Source organism: Bacteroides ndongoniae, assembly GCF_900108345.1.
GTDB lineage: Bacteria > Bacteroidota > Bacteroidia > Bacteroidales > Bacteroidaceae > Bacteroides > Bacteroides ndongoniae.
The window spans coordinates 1,085,550-1,102,929 of record NZ_FNVV01000013.1 but is presented as its reverse complement, the minus strand read 5'-3'; the positions used below and the strand labels follow the sequence as shown (position 1 = coordinate 1,102,929).

The 17,380-nt window shown below is 53.6% G+C and carries 13 protein-coding genes and 1 tRNA gene; 8 read left to right on the top strand and 6 right to left on the bottom strand.

The window, feature by feature from the left end; translation table 11 throughout:
* The first annotated feature begins 121 nt into the window (after positions 1–121).
* Both BQ5591_RS09030 and BQ5591_RS09025 read left to right on the top strand, forming a co-directional pair.
* On the top strand, positions 122–991 hold the full coding sequence (locus tag BQ5591_RS09030; RefSeq protein ID WP_071149060.1) for a GLPGLI family protein: 870 nt from the start codon (positions 122–124) through the stop codon (positions 989–991).
* A 323-nt stretch (positions 992–1,314) separates the two neighbouring features.
* On the top strand, positions 1,315–3,834 hold the full coding sequence (locus BQ5591_RS09025) for a carboxypeptidase regulatory-like domain-containing protein (RefSeq protein ID WP_071149059.1): 2,520 nt from the start codon (positions 1,315–1,317) through the stop codon (positions 3,832–3,834).
* 15 nt (positions 3,835–3,849) lie between these two features.
* Here BQ5591_RS09025 and BQ5591_RS09020 read toward each other — a convergent pair whose 3' ends face one another.
* From BQ5591_RS09020 to BQ5591_RS08995, 6 genes are all read right to left on the bottom strand, one after another.
* On the bottom strand, positions 3,850–4,518 hold the full coding sequence (locus BQ5591_RS09020; RefSeq protein ID WP_071149058.1) for a phosphatase PAP2 family protein: 669 nt from the start codon (positions 4,516–4,518) through the stop codon (positions 3,850–3,852).
* Between the two features lie 39 nt (positions 4,519–4,557).
* Complete coding sequence (locus tag BQ5591_RS09015) at positions 4,558–6,471, bottom strand: LTA synthase family protein (RefSeq protein WP_071149057.1); 1,914 nt, start codon at positions 6,469–6,471, stop codon at positions 4,558–4,560.
* Positions 6,472–6,637: 166 nt separating this feature from the next.
* Entirely contained in the window at positions 6,638–8,089 is a 1,452-nt protein-coding gene (locus tag BQ5591_RS09010) for an ATP-binding cassette domain-containing protein (RefSeq protein ID WP_071149056.1), read from the bottom strand.
* A 14-nt stretch (positions 8,090–8,103) separates the two neighbouring features.
* A complete protein-coding gene (pulA, locus tag BQ5591_RS09005) occupies positions 8,104–10,101 on the bottom strand; it encodes a type I pullulanase (RefSeq protein WP_071149400.1) in 1,998 nt (665 codons plus the stop codon).
* Positions 10,102–10,151: 50 nt separating this feature from the next.
* Positions 10,152–10,721, bottom strand: coding sequence for a crossover junction endodeoxyribonuclease RuvC (gene ruvC / locus BQ5591_RS09000; protein ID WP_071149055.1), 570 nt, complete (start codon positions 10,719–10,721; stop codon positions 10,152–10,154).
* Positions 10,718–11,020 carry a DUF4286 family protein gene (locus tag BQ5591_RS08995; RefSeq protein ID WP_071149054.1) on the bottom strand — a complete coding sequence of 101 codons (303 nt, stop codon included), beginning with the start codon at positions 11,018–11,020 and terminating at the stop codon, positions 10,718–10,720. The genes ruvC and BQ5591_RS08995 overlap by 4 nt, the downstream gene beginning before the upstream one ends.
* A gap of 113 nt (positions 11,021–11,133) precedes the next feature.
* Here BQ5591_RS08995 and BQ5591_RS08990 point away from each other — a divergent pair.
* The 6 genes from BQ5591_RS08990 to BQ5591_RS08965 all read left to right on the top strand — a co-directional run bounded on the left by BQ5591_RS08990 (position 11,134) and on the right by BQ5591_RS08965 (position 17,280).
* Positions 11,134–11,207: transfer RNA gene (locus BQ5591_RS08990), tRNA-Ala, on the top strand.
* Positions 11,208–11,431: 224 nt separating this feature from the next.
* Positions 11,432–12,895: a rhamnulokinase gene (gene rhaB / locus BQ5591_RS08985; protein ID WP_071149053.1), complete on the top strand. Its 1,464-nt coding sequence runs from the start codon at positions 11,432–11,434 to the stop codon at positions 12,893–12,895.
* 25 nt (positions 12,896–12,920) lie between these two features.
* Positions 12,921–14,174 carry an L-rhamnose isomerase gene (locus BQ5591_RS08980; protein WP_071149052.1) on the top strand — a complete coding sequence of 418 codons (1,254 nt, stop codon included), beginning with the start codon at positions 12,921–12,923 and terminating at the stop codon, positions 14,172–14,174.
* Between the two features lie 31 nt (positions 14,175–14,205).
* Positions 14,206–15,237 (top strand): L-rhamnose/proton symporter RhaT, encoded by a 1,032-nt coding sequence (gene rhaT / locus BQ5591_RS08975; RefSeq protein WP_071149051.1) that lies wholly within the window; start codon positions 14,206–14,208, stop codon positions 15,235–15,237.
* Positions 15,238–15,299: 62 nt separating this feature from the next.
* On the top strand, positions 15,300–16,109 hold the full coding sequence (gene rhaD / locus BQ5591_RS08970) for a rhamnulose-1-phosphate aldolase (RefSeq protein ID WP_071149050.1): 810 nt from the start codon (positions 15,300–15,302) through the stop codon (positions 16,107–16,109).
* A gap of 265 nt (positions 16,110–16,374) precedes the next feature.
* Positions 16,375–17,280 carry a helix-turn-helix domain-containing protein gene (locus tag BQ5591_RS08965; RefSeq protein ID WP_071149049.1) on the top strand — a complete coding sequence of 302 codons (906 nt, stop codon included), beginning with the start codon at positions 16,375–16,377 and terminating at the stop codon, positions 17,278–17,280.
* Positions 17,281–17,380 lie beyond the last annotated feature (100 nt).

The window sequence follows — 17,380 nt, the reverse complement described above, 5'->3', positions numbered from 1 at the left end:
TTCCTCCGTGCCGGCAGCTTTTCTTCATAGTTTTGTGTCGGGCAAGGCGGAAAAAGGAACCGTTTCCGCCACCTGCCCGCCCAAAGAAAACATGATACGAACCTTTAAAACAAGAAACAGTATGAAAACAACCTTCTTCCTTCTGACCCTCCTTTCGGTCCTCATCGCACAGCCGGTGGCGGCCCAGTTCAACATCCGCATCTCGACCGGCGAAAGCCTGCGGCAGGACACCATCGACCAGGCCGTCTATGTCGTGCAGTACGACATGCAAGACCGCAGCGACACCACCGAGACCGAAGCCCCCAACGAGACAGCCCTGCTGGAGGTTGGCCGGAAACTCTCGAAGTTCTACAGCTACACCAAATTCGTATGCGACTCGGTGCTGGCCGCCGATCTGGCCAACCATGCGTCGCAAGAGGTCATCAACGAGCACCTGGGCCGGTATGGGAAAAGCCGGCTGAGCGAACAGACCTTCAAGCGATTCCCCGACGGAAAGGTGACAACCCTCGACGAAGTGGCGGGAGGCATCAGCCGCCTGCGTTGCGAAGAGGCCGAGGAGCGTCCGCAGTGGGAACTGTCGGCCGACACGATGCGGGTGTTGTCCTTCGGGTGCCGCAAGGCCACCTGCCGCTTCAAGGGGCGCAACTGGACGGCCTGGTACACCACCGACATTGCTTCGAGCGAAGGCCCCTGGAAACTGTGCGGACTGCCGGGCCTGATACTGCTGGCCGAGGACGACGAGGGTCACTACCGCTTCGAGTGCACCGGCATCGAACAGTGCCGCGCCTATCGCCCCATCTTGTACGCCGGAAAAGACTACGAACCGATGAGCCGGAAGGCCTACAACAAGGTACACGAACGCTACTATGCCGACCCCGTCGGATTCATCACCGGCAACATGCCCAACGTGAAGATTACCATCAAGGACTCACAAGGCAACCCTACCAGCAACCCCAAAAACCTGCCCTACAATCCGCTGGAAATAGAGTAGCACGAACATCGCCTGCCACTCCGGCAATCGCCTGCCTCCGGCAGCGAATTATCCCGACAAAAGACGGGCTGCCGGAGGGTGTGGATGCAAGGGGGTAAGGAAGGCAGACAGGCAAATCATAAAGCGCTGACTACGTGATAGTTGCATTTTGGCTATCACAGTCGTATACTGAGGCACCCTCAGTCGTATACTTAGGTACCCTCGGTCGTATACTTAGGGGGGCTCGGTCGTATACCGAGACCGACACCCTTCCGGAGTGTCCATAAAAGACCTCCACTTCCTCCCCACATCAGCAACGAAAAATATTTATCAAATTCCCGAATATGAACCAGAAACTACCGATACTTTTCCTGGGGCTTCTTCTGACCCTATGCACCGCCCTGCGGGCACAAACGCTGGAGGGCCGCATCACCGATGCCGAAACCCGTCAGCCGCTGGAGGCCGTCATGGTGAGCGTGACGCGCGACAACATACTGACCGACTACCGTCTGACCGATGCCGACGGACGCTTCGCCCTGCCCTGGAAATATGAGGGCAGCCGGCAGGTGTCGGTTTCGCTGCTGGGCTACCGCACGGAAGTACGCACCGTTATCGCCCCCGGCCGGCTGGACATCGCTCTCGTGCCCGAAGCCGTCGTCCTGAAGGAAGTACAGATACGGCCGGGGCGCATCAGCACGCGCAAGGACACGGTGCGCTACGACCTGGCCCGCTTTGCCACCTCGAAAGACGTGCACATCAAAGACGTGCTGAAACGTCTGCCCGGTGTGGACGTGGACGAAAACGGCCAGGTGAGGTACAAAGGCAAACCCATCGACCATTACTACGTGGAGGGGATGGACGTCACCGGCGGACGATATGCCCAAATCAACAACAACCTCGACGCACGGGCCGTGAAGACGGCCGAAATCATGGAGAACTATCAGTCGGTGAAGGCACTGAAAGGGAAAATCAACTCCGAGGAAGTGGCCCTGAACCTGAAGCTCGATCCCAAGGTGCGCGACCAGTGGATATGGAATGCCACCGCGGGCCTGGGAGGCGGCACCGACATGTTGTGGGAAGGCAGCCTCAACGCCTTGCAGTTAGGCAAAGGGCGGCAGAGCATCTACAACTACAAGACGAACAACAACGGGGCCGACCTGAGCCGCGAACAGGACGTGCAGACTGCCGACGCGGATGCCGACACGCCGATGACAGGCTTCCTGACCCAGCCCGACATACAGGCACCGCTGGACGAACACCGCCTGCTCTTCAACCAGACACACACGTTGAATGCCAACCGCATGTACAAGTACGACGACAACCGCTCGTTGCGCCTACAGGCCGGATACACCCGAAACCAGCTGGAGCAGCAACAGGGCAATGTCCGCCTCTACTACCAGCCGGGCGACACCGTGCGACTGGACGAGGACTTCCAGTATACCCTGCTGGAACACGACGCCTTTGCCGAAGCCCGCTACGAGGACAACAGCGAGCGACACTACCTGAGCAACCGCCTCACGCTGCAAGCCAACGCCGGACGGAATCGCTCGGCGGAACTGCAACAGACTCTGAACACCGGTTCGATGCAGGCTGCCAACCTCTTCAGCCTGATTCGCAATGCCGACCAGCACACGTGGGAGGTCACTTCCACCACCCGTTATGCCTGGATGCCCTCGCGCCTGCAACTTCCGGCCGGAACCGACGACTACCGTCAGCAGGCGTTCCGTACCGACAACCAGGTCAGCTACCTGCACAAGCGGAACGGCCTTACCCGCCAGCACCAGGCCGGCATAGAAGGGGAATGGACACGCGACAACGGATTCGCAACCGGCTCGCTGGCGTTCCGGCTGCTCACCTCTTTCCTGCTCGACCGCGAGCCGTGGCGGGTTTCCCTCTCGCTGCCCGCCGGACTGAAGCACTACTTCGCGCAAAGCCGCCCCCACCTGGTGTTCCAGCCCACCCTGTACGTCAGCTATCGGCCGGACTATCACTGGAAATTCTCGACACTGGCCTACATCAACCGTTCGGCAGGCAGCACGTCCGACCTGTACCCGTACCTGTACCGCACCGATTACCGCACGCTGCACTGCACCAACGGGCTACTGCCGGTCAGCCTCAGCCAGAGCTATCAAGTGTATGGGGAATACAAGAATACGGCACACGAGTTCTTCGTCACCCTGTCCCTGCAATACGCGAAACGCCACAGCCGTACCCTGACCGCCCAATACATTGCGGCCGACACCCTGCTCTACCTCCGGCAAGCGATGCCCAACCACACCGAGCAATGGTCTGTCAGCACCCATCTGTCCAAAGGATGCTACGACTGGAACCTGAAAACCTCACTGGAACTGTCGCTGAACCGCAGTACGGGCAAGCAGCTGACCCTGTCGGCCGCCACCGGCACCACCAACACCGGCACTGCCGACGCCCTGCCGCAAAACTACCGCTACGACTACCTGAAGGCCGAGCCCAAAATAATCTGGGCCCCCGTCGATGCGCTCGAAGTGCAGTATCACGGCACGTTTGCCTACGGCGGCAGCAAGATTGGTGACCACACCCGCCTCAGCCCCTTACTCGATATGGTCAACCGCCTGCATCTGACCCTGAGCGTCGGAGACGTCTATCTGCGCCTTTCGGGCGAGCACTACCGTAACGACCTTGGAGGCGGCAACCACCAGACCACCTTGCTGGCCGATGCTACCCTGACCTACCGGCATGGGCGATGGAGGTTCGAGGCATCCGTCCGCAACCTCTTCGACAAACGGACGTATGCCTACACAAACTACACAGCTACACAAAGCTATACGTACTGGTTGAACATACGCCCGCGGGAGGGGATGGCGAAAGTCAGCTACCAGTTCTGATACGGGAAGTTCCGGTCAACAGCTCTTCACCAAGGCATACACCAGTATGCACCCTATCGTGATGCCGCCCACCGCTATCGGAACCCACGTCTCGCGGAACTCCTTCCGCCGATACTTGCCGAGCTTGACAAACAGCCAGTAGCACAGGCTGGCTCCCGCAAAGCCTACCAAAGCACCTGCCAGCAGGTCGCCGGGGTAGTGAACGCCCAGGTACGAACGCGAGTAGCAGGTCAGCAGCGCCCAAAACATGATGAACGCCGTGAGCAGGCGGTTACGGAATATATAGAAGACGAAGAAAGCCAGTCCGAACGTGTTGGCGGCGTGGCAGGAGGGGAAACCGTAGCGACCGCCCCGGTAACCGTTCACAATCTGCACCAAGTCCGAAATGGGGTTCTCTAAATTGGCCGGGCGAAGACGGCATGCCACCGGACGAATCAGGGTGGCGCATACCTGGTCGGCAAAGGTGATAGTCAACGCTACCGTGACGATGCAACCTAATGCCGTCTTCCATCCCACGTTGCGGAATATCACGTACAATATGGCGGCATACATGGGAATCCACACCAACTTGCCGCTGAAAGCATACATAAAGTAATCGGCCCACTCGGCACGCCATCCGTTGATAGCCAGCAGCAAATCGGTGTCCGCATCGGACAAGGCCGACAAAAAGTCAATTAACATCATCTCTCGGGTTCTGTTGTTTAGGGTTATCGGTTCAGTGATTCATCGGGTTGCCAGGTCGTCGTACAACTTCTGCAGATAGGCCTCGCCTGCACGCAGATTGGATCCCTTGTGCTCTCCTTCGTCAAGGACGACCTTGCCCGACTGGTTGTCGAATATCAAACGGTTGTCGGCAGTAGCCATACCGAAGGCATCGGGCACGGTGAAGAAGGCGAAATGGGGCGATGCCGGGTTCATCAGGTCCTTGCTGAACACAAATTCGCCGTGCGGCAAACCTAACTGTGCCAGCAGCGTTGCGGCAATGTCCTGCTGCGAGCCATAGACATCGATGCGGCGCGGCTTCTCGATGGCACCGCCCACCATCAGCAGAGGGATCTGGTAACGTTCGATCATGAAGTTGTTCACCGGTTCGGGCGTAGCTCCCAAGTGGTCGGGGACAAGCAGCACGACGGTGTTTTTCCACTGGGGTAACTCACGGTATTGCCTTATGAAGTCGCCCACACAACTGTCGGTGTAGGCAAACGAGTTCATGGCGTTGTTCTCTAAACGGCGGTAGGGCACTTCGAAGGGCTCGTGACTGCTGGAGGTCTGAATGACGCGATAGGCAGGCTGCTGCTGTCCGTCGGAGGCAGGAAGGGTGGCAGCCTCTTCCTTCAGGTCGTCCAGCAGGCGGCGGAATACCAGATGGTCGTGCACGCCCCACTTGCTCAGACGGTCGGAAACAGGGAAATCCACATCGGAGACAATGTCTTCGAAGCCCGACGACATCAGGTACGAGCGCATGTTGGTGAAGTCGGCATCACCACCATAGTAGTACTTGGCACTGTAGCCTGCCTTCTTCAGGCTGCGGGCTATGGCAGGCAGGTTCTGCGTTTTACGCGGATATTTCATGATGCTTGTCGTGGGCTGTGCCGGATAACCGCTCAGTATCGATACAAGTCCGCGGTCGGTACGAAAGCTGTTTGCATAGAAGTTGGTGAACAGCACAGCTTCGCGGGTCAGGCTGTCCATCTGCACCGCAATGTCGGGCGTGCCGCCCAGCGTCGCCATCAGCCGCGAAGAGAAGCCTTCCAGAATCACGATGCACACGTCGGGCCGCTGCGTGTTGAACAGGGTGCGGCCGGCCATGGTCAGCGAATCGGCAGACAGGGCAAGCAGCGAGTCGGCAGGCTGTACAGCTCCTTCGACAGACGGGTCAACCAGGGTGGCAAACAGCCGGTCGGCCTCGTCCGGCTCCATGAAGCGGTACTGGCTGGCAAAGTCTTTCTGCTTGGACAACGACTCCATCAGGCTGAAGGCCGGGTTGGTAGCAGCATGGTTCAGCAGGATATTGGTGCTGAAATAGACCTTCCCAGTGTTCATGGTAGAAACCGTAAAGCCCCCACGGATAGGGATAAACAGCAATCCCGTCAGCAGAAGCAGCAGGAACGACATGCCCAGACGATGGTAAGGCAGCTTCATCTGGCGGTACTTCTTCCCTATCAGCAACACACGGAAAAGCCAGTACAGCAACATGGCATACACCGCCATGACGAGTAATCCGCCCAACACAAACCACACACTGACACTAGCCATCGCCTCCTTAGGCGAGGAAAAGAAGTAAAACAGCGGAGTAGCATCAAGACGGAAGCCCCAGTAGCCGTATAAAGCAAGGTCGACCACGAAAATAACGGAAAGCAATATGGATATGAACAGGAAATACCCCTTCCAGATGCGGTGCAAAGCTCCCGACAGTGTCCATACGGTCACAATGGCCAGCAGCCCGGGAATCAGCGTCAAGTATCCTGCCAGCGACAGGTCGAGCGGAAGGCCGTGCCACATCACCTGCAGCCAGTCCTTCCACGAGGCATCGGCATACAGCGAATGATAGCAGAGCATGAACAACGGCTTCTGCACAACGAAGATACAGACGAACAGAAGATATGTCTTGAGGAATGCAATGAGTCTTTCTTTCATGGTGTCTTTTCTAGCTACTTTTTATCTAAGAATCTGATATTCCGGACAAAAATAGGCTTTTTATTTCTATTTCCGGTCATGATGCTGAAAGAAAAACGAAAAATGCCCTGCATCTGGAGCAATACAGACCAGCATACAGGGACATCAGAAAGGGTCGGCATCCGCCTTAATGGCGTTCCAGATGCAGACGATGGGTTATCGTGGCAGGTAGCTCGTTTTCGTAGTGAGTAACCATGATCAGCGTCTTGTCGCGTCGCTGGCAGAAGGCTTCGATCACCTTCTTCACCCGCCGGCGGTTGTAGGTATCCAGCCCATGCAATGGCTCGTCAAGAATCAGCAGTTCCGGGTCCTTCACAAAAGCACGTGCCAGCAAGGCCAGCCGTTGTTCGCCACTGGACAGCTGCAGGAACGGACGGTCCTTCAGGGCGGCAATGCCGAATATGTCCATCCACCACTCGCATACCGACATCTGTTCTTCCTTGGGACGCTTGTACAGTCCGATGCTGTCGTGCAGACCCGAAGCCACAATCTCGATGGCAGGCAGGTTCTTCAGATAAGCGCGGTGCATCTCGGGGCTGACGTAGCCGATGTGTTTCTTTATCTCCCAGATGCTCTCGCCCGAACCGCGCTTGCGTCCGAACAGGCTGATATCGCAGGCATACGACTGGGGATTATCGGCGCACACCAGACTGAGCAGGGTCGACTTTCCCGCACCATTTTCGCCACTCAGTGCCCACTTCTGGCCGCGCATAACGGTCCAGTCAAGGTCCTTCAGGATAGTACGGTCGCCATAACGGATGCTTACCTTGTTCAGCCGGACTACCTCGGCGGAATCGTAGTTGGCGTGTTCGTAGGGATAGTTCAGGATGCGTTGTTGCAGTTCGTCGAACGACTGGGCTGTGTCCTGCTCGCGGAAGGCCTTCAGATACTCCTCGCGCGTCATCTTGGGACCAACCGTCCGGTTGCTGACGGGCACTACATGGGTGATGAACGATGGGATGTCGTCGAGCATCGAGAGTACCAGCACAATCTGCAACGAAGCAAGCCGCGTCAGTTCGTCCAACAGATGGAACAGCAGATCGCGTGTCGCCGCATCGAGGCCGATGAAAGGATTGTCCATAATAAGGATGCGGGGCGAAGTCAGCAGCGTCTTGGTCAGCTGGAACTTGCGCAACTCTCCGCTGGAAAGCAGGATGATTTTCTTTTCCAGCATTGGTTCGATGCGGAACAGGTCGAATAGCTGTTGCTTCAGGGCATCATCCTTGATCGTCCCCAACAGGTCGCGTACCACGGGGGCATCGTCCTGATCGTGTGCATTCCAACGTTGCTGGTAGTAATAGTTGGCGTCGGCCGACCCGTACGTGTCGCGAAAGGCTATGTATTTGATATTATCATAAACCGCTTTCGAAGCCGAAGGAGAAAAGTCGTAAGACAATTCACCTTCGTACAAAGGATATTTGCCTGTCAGCATATCGACCAGCAGACTCTTACCGGCTCCGTTGGGGCCGACAATGGCGATGTGCTCCCCGTCCATGAAATCGAGTGAAACGGGACGGGCCAAACGCACAAGCGGGTTGCGTACGACGCCCCCCGCTACATGTATTGTATAATGTGGCATATTATAGAAATAAATTACTGATATATGATCATGGCCGACTGCGGCGCTACCGTCAGCGAGGGGCCATAGACTGTCGCCAACCCTTTTTCGTTGACTAAACCGTTCTGACAAACAACTGTATATTTGCCTTCGGGTACCGACAGGGAGGCTGACTCGCGGCGGGCATTCAGCACTACGATGATGTCTTTCCATGTATCGCCTCCAGCGTGATCCTTCAAGCGGTAAGCCACGAGGTTCGTACCTTCGACAGGCAGGAACTCCAGATGCTTTCTTACCAGTTCGGCATCGCCCAGACGGAAGGCCGGATGATTGCGGCGCAACTGTATCAGCCCCTTGTAGTAGGCAAATGCGTCGGCATTGAGCGTCTTGCGATCCCAGTCGATAGCGTTGATGGAGTCCGGACTCTGATAGCTGTTGTGCACGCCTTTCTTGTCGCGCATCACTTCTTCACCGGCATAGATGAAGGGGACGCCCTGCGAGGTGAACACAGCCGTCTGTGCCAGCTTGTCTAAGCGTACCAGTTCTTCAGGCGTGATGCCGGGTACACTTGCCTTCAGGCGGTCTACCAGACACATATCGTCGTGACACGACACGTAGCTGATCATCTGCGTAGGCTGTCCGGCCCAGGGAGCCTTGCTGTAATTCACCGAGTCGTTGTTAATCTGCGGATGCTTTACAGCACCTGCAATGCCAAACTTGATGCTTTCTTCTCCACCCGGCAGTCCGGCCAGAAATGCGCCTTGCTCGTTGTTGTTGAAAGGTCCTCGGAGAGCATCACGCATCTCATCGGAGAAAGCGGCGATGCCAGGCATCTTGTAAGTGTTGGCTTTCATGGCCAGCGAATCTTCGGGCATCTGCGGTGCCGAAGCAGCCCAACCTTCACCATATATAAATATGGTAGGATCGATAGCCGAAGCGGCCTTACGTATTTCGTTCATCGTTTCGATGTCGTGGATGCCCATCAGATCGAAACGGAAACCGTCGATGTGATATTCGTTGATCCAGTAGAGCACTGACTCGATCATGTACTTGCGCATCATGGGGCGGTTGCTTGCCGTCTCGTTGCCACAAGCCGAAGCGTCGGCCAGTGTACCATCAGGCCGCTGACGATAGAAGTAACCGGGCACGGTACGTTCGAAATTGCTTTCGGCTGTGTTGAACGTATGGTTATAAACAACATCAAGCACTACGCGGATGCCTGCCTTGTGCAAAGCCTGCACCATCTGCTTGAACTCGCGGATACGGACTTCCGGACGATAGGGATCGATAGAATAAGAGCCTTCGGGCACATTGTAGTTCAATGGGTCGTAGCCCCAGTTGTATTTGTTTTCATCCAGACGGGTCTCATCGACCGAAGCATAGTCGTACGAAGGCAGGATATGCACGTGCGTCACACCCAGTTCCTTCAGGTGGTCGATGCCGGTAGCCATTCCGCCGGGGTTCTTCGTACCGGTCTCGGTCATGGCCAGGAACTTGCCCTTATGCTCGATGCCCGATGAAGGATGTACGGAGAAGTCGCGGTGATGCACTTCATAAATGATAATGTCAGCAGGACTTGCCAGCGGCGGACGCTTGTCCTCGGCCCATCCTTCGGGATCGGTCTCGCGCAAGTCGATGATGGCAGCACGCTTGCCGTTCACTCCTACTGCCTTGGCGTTGATACCGGGAGTATCGCCTTGCCACTTTCCGTCTATCTTCACGTTGAAGGTGTAGAATTTCCCTTTCAGGTCTTTTTCTACTTTTGTCTTCCAGGTACCTTCCTCGGCCCGTTCCATGCTGACGGTCTCGTAGGCATGTCCACCTTCGCCTGCCTCGTAAAGCATCAGGCGTACTTCGTCGGCTGTGGGTGCCCACAGCGTAAACTGAGTTGCTTCGGGCGCATACTCCATCTCGGTCAGACTGCCGGAACGTACCGGATAAAGTTCAAAAGAAGTGTATTCATTCTTTGCCGGAGCACAACTGACAACTGTGGCCGCCGCTACTCCAATGATTACCAAATCGTTCAGCTTCACCATACTGTTATTATTTTATTGTTTCAATAATTTCGTCCATTTGTTCCTGTCTATCCTTTTACCTTGTCGGGATTCTTGGCGATGAAGTCTTTCCATCCACGATAGCTTTTCTCCACTGCCGGACGCCCCATCTGCAGGTAGTGGCAATAGGCGGCTGCCAGAGCATCGGTAGCATCCATAAAGGTAGGCATATCGGCCTTACTGAAGTGCAACATGCGCTGCAACATATCGGCCACCTGCTCTTTCGAAGCCTGCCCGTTGCCCGTGATAGCCATCTTTATCTTCAGCGGGGCATATTCCGTAATCGGGATGTCGCGACTCAATGCTGCCGCCATGGCTACTCCCTGTGCCCGTCCCAGTTTCAGCATGGACTGCACGTTCTTACCGAAAAAAGGTGCTTCGATGGCCACTTCGTCGGGCAGATAGCTCTCGATGATGCTCAACACCCGTTCGTGGATATGCCGCAATTTCAGGTAGTGGTCGCCAAACTTACGCAGGTCAATGATGCCCATCGCTATCATCTCGGGCTTGACACCCGTCACCCGCAAAACGCCATATCCCATGATGGTAGTTCCCGGGTCGATGCCCAGAATGATTTTTTCCTTTACCGGCTGCATCACACGATTACCTCCATCAGTGTAGGGAAGCCCACTACTTTGTCTTTGAACAGCTTCATCATCTCCTCATTCAGTTTCACGCCCTGTTCGGTGTGCCAGCGGTGCAGACTGGCAGAATCTTCTACCTCGAACTGCACAGAATAGCAGTTGCCTTCTTCGCGATGGCTCAAGATGCGAGTAATACGCGGTGAGCGCAATATCCCTGTTTTCTCCACTTCGGGCAAGTAGTATTCCTGCATCCAAATCAGGAAATATTTCTCCTGCCCGTCTTCCACATGATAGGTTGTATTATAGACCAGCATAACTTTTTTCTTATTTTTCTCCGCAAACATAGCAATTATTTCAGAATTATGCATTATATTTGCGCCGTCAAAACAAGAAAACGTTCCGCAAACGTTTCAATGACGCTTAAATTGGGGTATTAGCTCATCTGGCTAGAGCGCGACACTGGCAGTGTCGAGGTGAGCGGTTCGAGTCCGCTATGCTCCACGAAAGAGGATGTACCGAAAGATACACCCTCTTTTTTTATGCTTACTACCCTATCTTTTTCTGCCCAGTTAGAAAAATATTTTTCCCTAACTGGGAAAAAATATTTCTCCAGTTAAGAAAAAAATTCTACCGTATTATTTCTGCCACATTACTTACTTTTAAGGTCAAAAAGCACATGAACGGCTCGGACATAAACTGCTATTTTTGCAGAAAAACGAATAGCTATGAAACAATACCTTTTTGCTGTCGACCTCGGGGCTACCAGTGGGCGTACCATCATAGGAAACTTCACAACGGAAGGTTGGGAAATGGAAGAAATCAACCGCTTTCCCAACCATCTGATTGAAGTAAACGGCCATTGCTATTGGGACATCTACGAGCTCTACCGCAACATTCTTGAAGGATTAAAACGGGTATCTGACAGAAAAGATGTGGAAATCATTTCTATCGGAGTAGACACCTGGGGAGTAGATTTTGCATGCATAGGCAAAGACGGTCAACTCATGCGTCTGCCTTATTCCTACCGGGATTCACATACCAACGGTGCACCCGAAAAGTTCTTTATGCGTATCCCACGCCAACACGTCTACAACCTGACAGGCATCCAGGTGATGAACTTCAACACACTTTTCCAGCTGGACACAATGCGACGAGACAAGAACAGCGCACTGGACAGTGCGGAGAAAATACTGTTTATACCCGACGCCCTGACCTACCTGCTGACCGGAGAGACAGTCACCGAATATACCATCGCCTCCACAGGCCAGCTGGTCAACGCCACTACGCGCCAGCTGGAACCGGAATTACTACAGGCAATAGGCTTAAACACTTCCCACTTCGGACGTTTTGTATATCCGGGCGAAAAAGCAGGCGTACTATCGGCCGAAGTCCAACGCATTACAGGACTGGGAGAAATTCCCGTCATAGCCGTCGCCGGACATGACACAGCTTCGGCCGTAGCTGCCATCCCTGCCCGTAACCGTAACTTTGCATACCTGAGCAGTGGCACCTGGTCGCTAATGGGAATCGAGACAGACAACCCCATCATCACTCCTCAAACCGAATCGTTGAACTATACGAACGAAGGCGGAGTGGAAGGAAGTATTCGTTTTCTGAAAAACATCTGCGGCATGTGGCTCCTCGAACGATGCCGACAACAATGGGGCAATACCTCTTACCCGGAACTGATAGCCGAGGCATCCGCTTGTGAAGCATTCCGCAGCCTGATTTACCCGGACGATGACCGATTCAGTAATCCTATCAATATGGAACAGGCTATAAAAGATTATTGTAAAGACACAGGCCAACCTGTGCCCGAGACTCGCGGACAAATTGTGCGCTGCATCTTCGAAAGTCTGGCCTTGCGCTACCGGCAGGTATTGGACGATCTGCATGCCCTGTCGCCCCATCCGATAGAAACGCTACACATCATAGGGGGCGGTAGCCGGAACGAACTGCTGAACCAATGGACTGCCAACGCTGCCGGAATTCCGGTCGTAGCAGGTCCCTCCGAAGCAACTGCCATCGGCAACATCATGATGCAGGCAATAGCAGCCGGAAAGGCATGTGACCTGTTCGCCATGCGTCAGCTTGTCGCACAATCTGTTCCCCTGAAAACATTCCAACCGAAAGACAAGCCGATGTGGGAACAAGCCTATGCCCAATTCAAACACAAAACTCAGATATAAAAACCTTATCAATAAATAAAGAACCATGAAAGAAGAACTGATTGTAAAAGCTTACGAGATAGCCCAAGAGCGCTATGCATCCATCGGTATAGATACGGAAAAAGCTATGGATGCCCTACAGAATATACAATTGTCGCTGCATTGCTGGCAGACCGATGACGTATCCGGTTTCGAAGCATCCGGCGAACTATCGGGAGGCATACAGGCCACCGGTAATTATCCCGGTAAGGCACGAAACATTGACGAAGTGCGCCAGGACATTCTGAAAGCGGCCAGCTACATTCCCAGCAACCATCGCCTGAATCTGCACGAGATATACGGAGACTTTGGAGGAAAGTTTGTAGACCGCGACCAGGTAGAACCACAGCATTTTGAAAGCTGGATGCAATGGGGAGCCGAACACAACATGAAGCTGGACTTCAACTCTACTTCCTTCTCGCATCCCAAAAGCGGAAACCTTTCTTTAGCCAATCCGAACAAAGCCATACGCGACTTCTGGATAGAACATACCAAACGCTGCCGCCTCATAGCCGAAGAAATGGGAAAACGGCAAGGTGACCCGTGCATCATGAACCTGTGGATACACGACGGCAGCAAAGACATCACGGTGAACCGCATGAAGTACCGCGAAATATTAATGGAATCGCTGGACGAAATCTTTGCAACCGAATACAAACATATGAAAGACTGCATAGAGTCCAAAGTATTCGGTATCGGGCTGGAAAGCTATACGGTAAGTTCGAGCGATTTCTACACCGCATACGGAGCAAGCCGGAAGAAGATTGTCACACTGGACACCGGACACTTCCATCCCACCGAGAGCGTAGCCGACAAGCTATCGGCCCTGCTGCTGTTCATACCGGAAGTGATGCTGCACGTAAGCCGTCCGGTACGTTGGGACAGCGACCACGTAACCATTATGAACGACGATACACTGGACTTGTGCAAAGAGATTGTCCGTTGCAATGCATTGGATCGCGTACACATCGGTCTGGATTATTTCGATGCCAGCATCAACCGTATCGGTGCTTACGTCATCGGCAGCCGCGCCACACAAAAATGCCTGTTGCAAGCTCTGTTGGAACCGCTGGAGACACTCCGCCAGTACGAAGCCTGCGGACAGGGATTCGAACGGCTGGCTTTGCTGGAAGAAGCCAAGTCAATGCCTTGGAATGCCGTATGGGACATGTTCTGCCTGAAGAACAATGTGCCCGTAGGCGAAGGTTTCATTGCCGAAGTCGAGAAGTACGAAGCCGAAGTTACTTCCAAACGTTGCTGATACACCTCAAGGATTCTTAAAGCTGAAAAAGATGAATACACTGATAGGATTGCTGATCATAGCGATAGGCAGTTTCGGACAAAGCTGTTCGTACGTCCCTATCAATAAAGTGAAACAATGGTCGTGGGAAAGTTTCTGGCTGGTGCAAGGCATCTTCGCCTGGCTGTTGTTCCCGCTGCTGGGAGCCATGCTGGCCGTGCCTGCCGGGAGCAGCCTTCCCGAACTATGGAGCTCGGGCGGAGCCATCCCGGCCATCGCTTACGGAGCACTCTGGGGCATTGGCGGACTGACATTCGGATTGAGCATGCGCTACCTGGGTGTGGCCTTGGGACAAAGCATCTCTTTAGGCACCTGTGCAGCCTTTGGCACCTTGTTCCCAGCCATATTTGCCGGAAAAGATTTATGGCACGGAGAAGGCCTGATGCTGCTGACCGGTGTTTGCATCACGCTGACCGGCATCGCTATCATCGGCTATGCCGGAAGCCTCCGCTCGCAAAGCATGTCGCAGAAAGAAAAAACAGCGGCTATCAAGGACTTTGCACTGACCAAAGGTCTGCTGGTAGCCCTGCTGGCCGGAGTAATGAGTGCCTGCTTCGCCCTGGGGCTCGATGCGGGTACCCCCATTAAAGAAGCCGCACTAAGCAACGGGGTGAAACCGCTATATGCCGGATTGCCCGTCATCTTTCTAGTAACCCTGGGCGGTTTCTGCACCAATGCCGCCTATTGCATCCAGCAAAACATCAAAAATCATACGGGGAAAGAATATCTTTCGGTAAAGGGCAGTACCTTTGCCAACAATCTGCTTTTCTGTGCCCTGGCCGGTGTTTTGTGGTACTCGCAATTCTTCGGACTGGAAATGGGAAAAAGCTTCCTGACCGACAGTCCGGCGCTGCTGGCTTTCTCGTGGAGCATCCTGATGTCGCTGAATGTCGTGTTCAGCAATCTTTGGGGCATCTTGCTGAAGGAATGGAAAGGATGCAGTCCGCGCACCATACGCGTACTTGTCATCGGACTGATAACACTGGTAGCCTCTATCGTAGCTGTAGCAATGGCACAGGCTTAAACCAAGAAACAGAATGAAACGGAAACAACGATAAACGATCAATCATAAATACTGAATAAAAAATGGAATCAATCTTGAACAATCGTCCGGCACTGGCTGCCGAAGTAGAGAAAGCCGCCGAGGTAGCCGGCTATTTATGGCAGAAAGGCTGGGCCGAACGCAACGGCGGAAACATCACATTGAACATCACCGAATTCGTTGACGACGAAATCAGAAACATGCCTGCCATCAGCGGTGTTCTGAGCATCGGCACCTGCCTGCCCTACCTGAAAGGTTGTTACTTCTACTGCAAGGGAACCCAGAAACGCATGCGCGACCTGGCACGCCGACCGATGGAGAACGGAGCTGTCATCCGCATCCTGGACGACTGCACCAGCTACGTCATCATAGCCGACCAGCCCGTAATGCCGACTTCGGAACTGCCCTCGCACCTGAGCGTACACAATTACCTCATCGAACACGGTTCGCCTTACAAAGCATCACTTCACACCCACCCCATCGAACTGATAGCCATGAGCCATCATCCCAGATTCCTGAAAGACGACGTAGCAGGAACCCTGTTGTGGAGCATGATACCCGAGACCAAAGCCTTCTGTCCACGCGGACTGGGTATCATCCCTTATGAATTGCCCGGTTCTGTCAAGCTGGCCGACGCTACCATCAGCAAGCTGGCCGACTACGATGTAGTGATGTGGGAGAAACATGGTGTATTTGCGGTCGACACCGACATCATGTCTGCCTTCGACCAGGTAGATGTGCTGAACAAATCGGCTCTGATTTACGTAGCTGCCAAAAACATGGGTTTCGAACCCGAAGGCATGACCGAAACACAAATGAAGGAAATGACCGAGGCATTCAACCTGCCCAAATAAGCAACTGACGAAAGCCTTCTGATACTTACTTGTACCCCGCGTGAGCCACACTTGTGTGGCTCGCGAGCCGTACAAGTGTTTCTCATGAGCCGTGCAAGTGTTTCTCACGAGCCACACAAGTGTCCCACAAACCGCTATGAAGCGTAAAGTTATTCCACTGATAACAAGCCTTTTACAAAATCCGCCTATTCATGGGTGAAAAGCCTGTTGTTTTTCCGGAGGAAAAACAATAACTTTGTCACAGACACCAAGAAAGACACTTGCCATGAACATCTGCAACAACCATTCCGGAATAGAATTCAAATACCTGATAGTAAACGACATGGATAAGCGATTCGGCCTGTGGGTGAACACCGTCGGTTTTCAATCCATCCCGCCCCACTCGTCCTATCCGCTGAAGGACCATCCCTCCGGCTACTTTTTCAACGCCCAGAAGGGACGCACGTTGCGCGAATACCAATTGGTCTACATCACCAAAGGCCGCGGATTGTTCAGTTCTGAAACCACCCACGAGAAACAAGTATGCAGAGGTCGGCTGATGCTCCTGTTCCCAGGCCAATGGCACACTTATCACCCATTTAAACAAACCGGATGGGATGAATACTACATCGGCTTTGAAGGCCCTGTGACGGATAACATTATGAAAGCGGCTTTCTTCACCGCCGAAAATCAGGTACTCGAAGTAGGACTGAACGAGGAACTGGTATCGCTCTTCTCGCGGGCACTCGAAATAGCCGAGAGTGACAAAATCTCCTCACAGCAATACCTAGGCGGCATCGTGTTGCACATGTTGGGCATGATACTATCCATCTCGAAAAACAAAATATTCGAAATGAGCGACACCGACCAGAAAATAGAACAGGCCAAAATCATCATGAACGAAAACCTGCTGGGCGACGTCGATCCCGAAGAATTAGCGATGAAGCTAAACATCAGTTATTCCTGGTTCAGAAAAGTATTTAAGGAGTACACCGGATACGCCCCCGCCAAATATTTTCAGGAGTTGAAGCTCCGAAAAGCTAAACAACTCCTGATAAATACTTCGCATTCGGTGAAAGAAATCGCCTTCATGCTCAACTACAAGTCTACCGAACATTTTTTCTCCACCTTCAAGAAGCACACCGGATTCACTCCTTCGGAATACCGTACGTTCGGTAAAAGCGCGCTATAACGTTACAGTAACGTGAGTTCGATATAAGCAAATAAATATTTCACTGAAAATTAGGAACATAGCGATAAAAGTATTAAATTTATAGTGAACAATTATAACA

Bases quoted from the DNA above. Each gene is read 5' to 3' on its own strand.
- BQ5591_RS08995 (WP_071149054.1), bottom strand. From the start codon at position 11,020: ATGCTGGTCTATAATACAACCTATCATGTGGAAGACGGGCAGGAGAAA.
- BQ5591_RS09025 (WP_071149059.1), top strand. From the start codon at position 1,315: ATGAACCAGAAACTACCGATACTTTTCCTGGGGCTTCTTCTGACCCTA.
- BQ5591_RS09020 (WP_071149058.1), bottom strand. From the start codon at position 4,518: ATGATGTTAATTGACTTTTTGTCGGCCTTGTCCGATGCGGACACCGAT.
- rhaB (WP_071149053.1), top strand. From the start codon at position 11,432: ATGAAACAATACCTTTTTGCTGTCGACCTCGGGGCTACCAGTGGGCGT.
- BQ5591_RS08980 (WP_071149052.1), top strand. From the start codon at position 12,921: ATGAAAGAAGAACTGATTGTAAAAGCTTACGAGATAGCCCAAGAGCGC.
- BQ5591_RS08965 (WP_071149049.1), top strand. From the start codon at position 16,375: ATGAACATCTGCAACAACCATTCCGGAATAGAATTCAAATACCTGATA.
- BQ5591_RS09015 (WP_071149057.1), bottom strand. From the start codon at position 6,471: ATGAAAGAAAGACTCATTGCATTCCTCAAGACATATCTTCTGTTCGTC.
- rhaT (WP_071149051.1), top strand. From the start codon at position 14,206: ATGAATACACTGATAGGATTGCTGATCATAGCGATAGGCAGTTTCGGA.
- BQ5591_RS09010 (WP_071149056.1), bottom strand. From the start codon at position 8,089: ATGCCACATTATACAATACATGTAGCGGGGGGCGTCGTACGCAACCCG.
- BQ5591_RS09030 (WP_071149060.1), top strand. From the start codon at position 122: ATGAAAACAACCTTCTTCCTTCTGACCCTCCTTTCGGTCCTCATCGCA.
- rhaD (WP_071149050.1), top strand. From the start codon at position 15,300: ATGGAATCAATCTTGAACAATCGTCCGGCACTGGCTGCCGAAGTAGAG.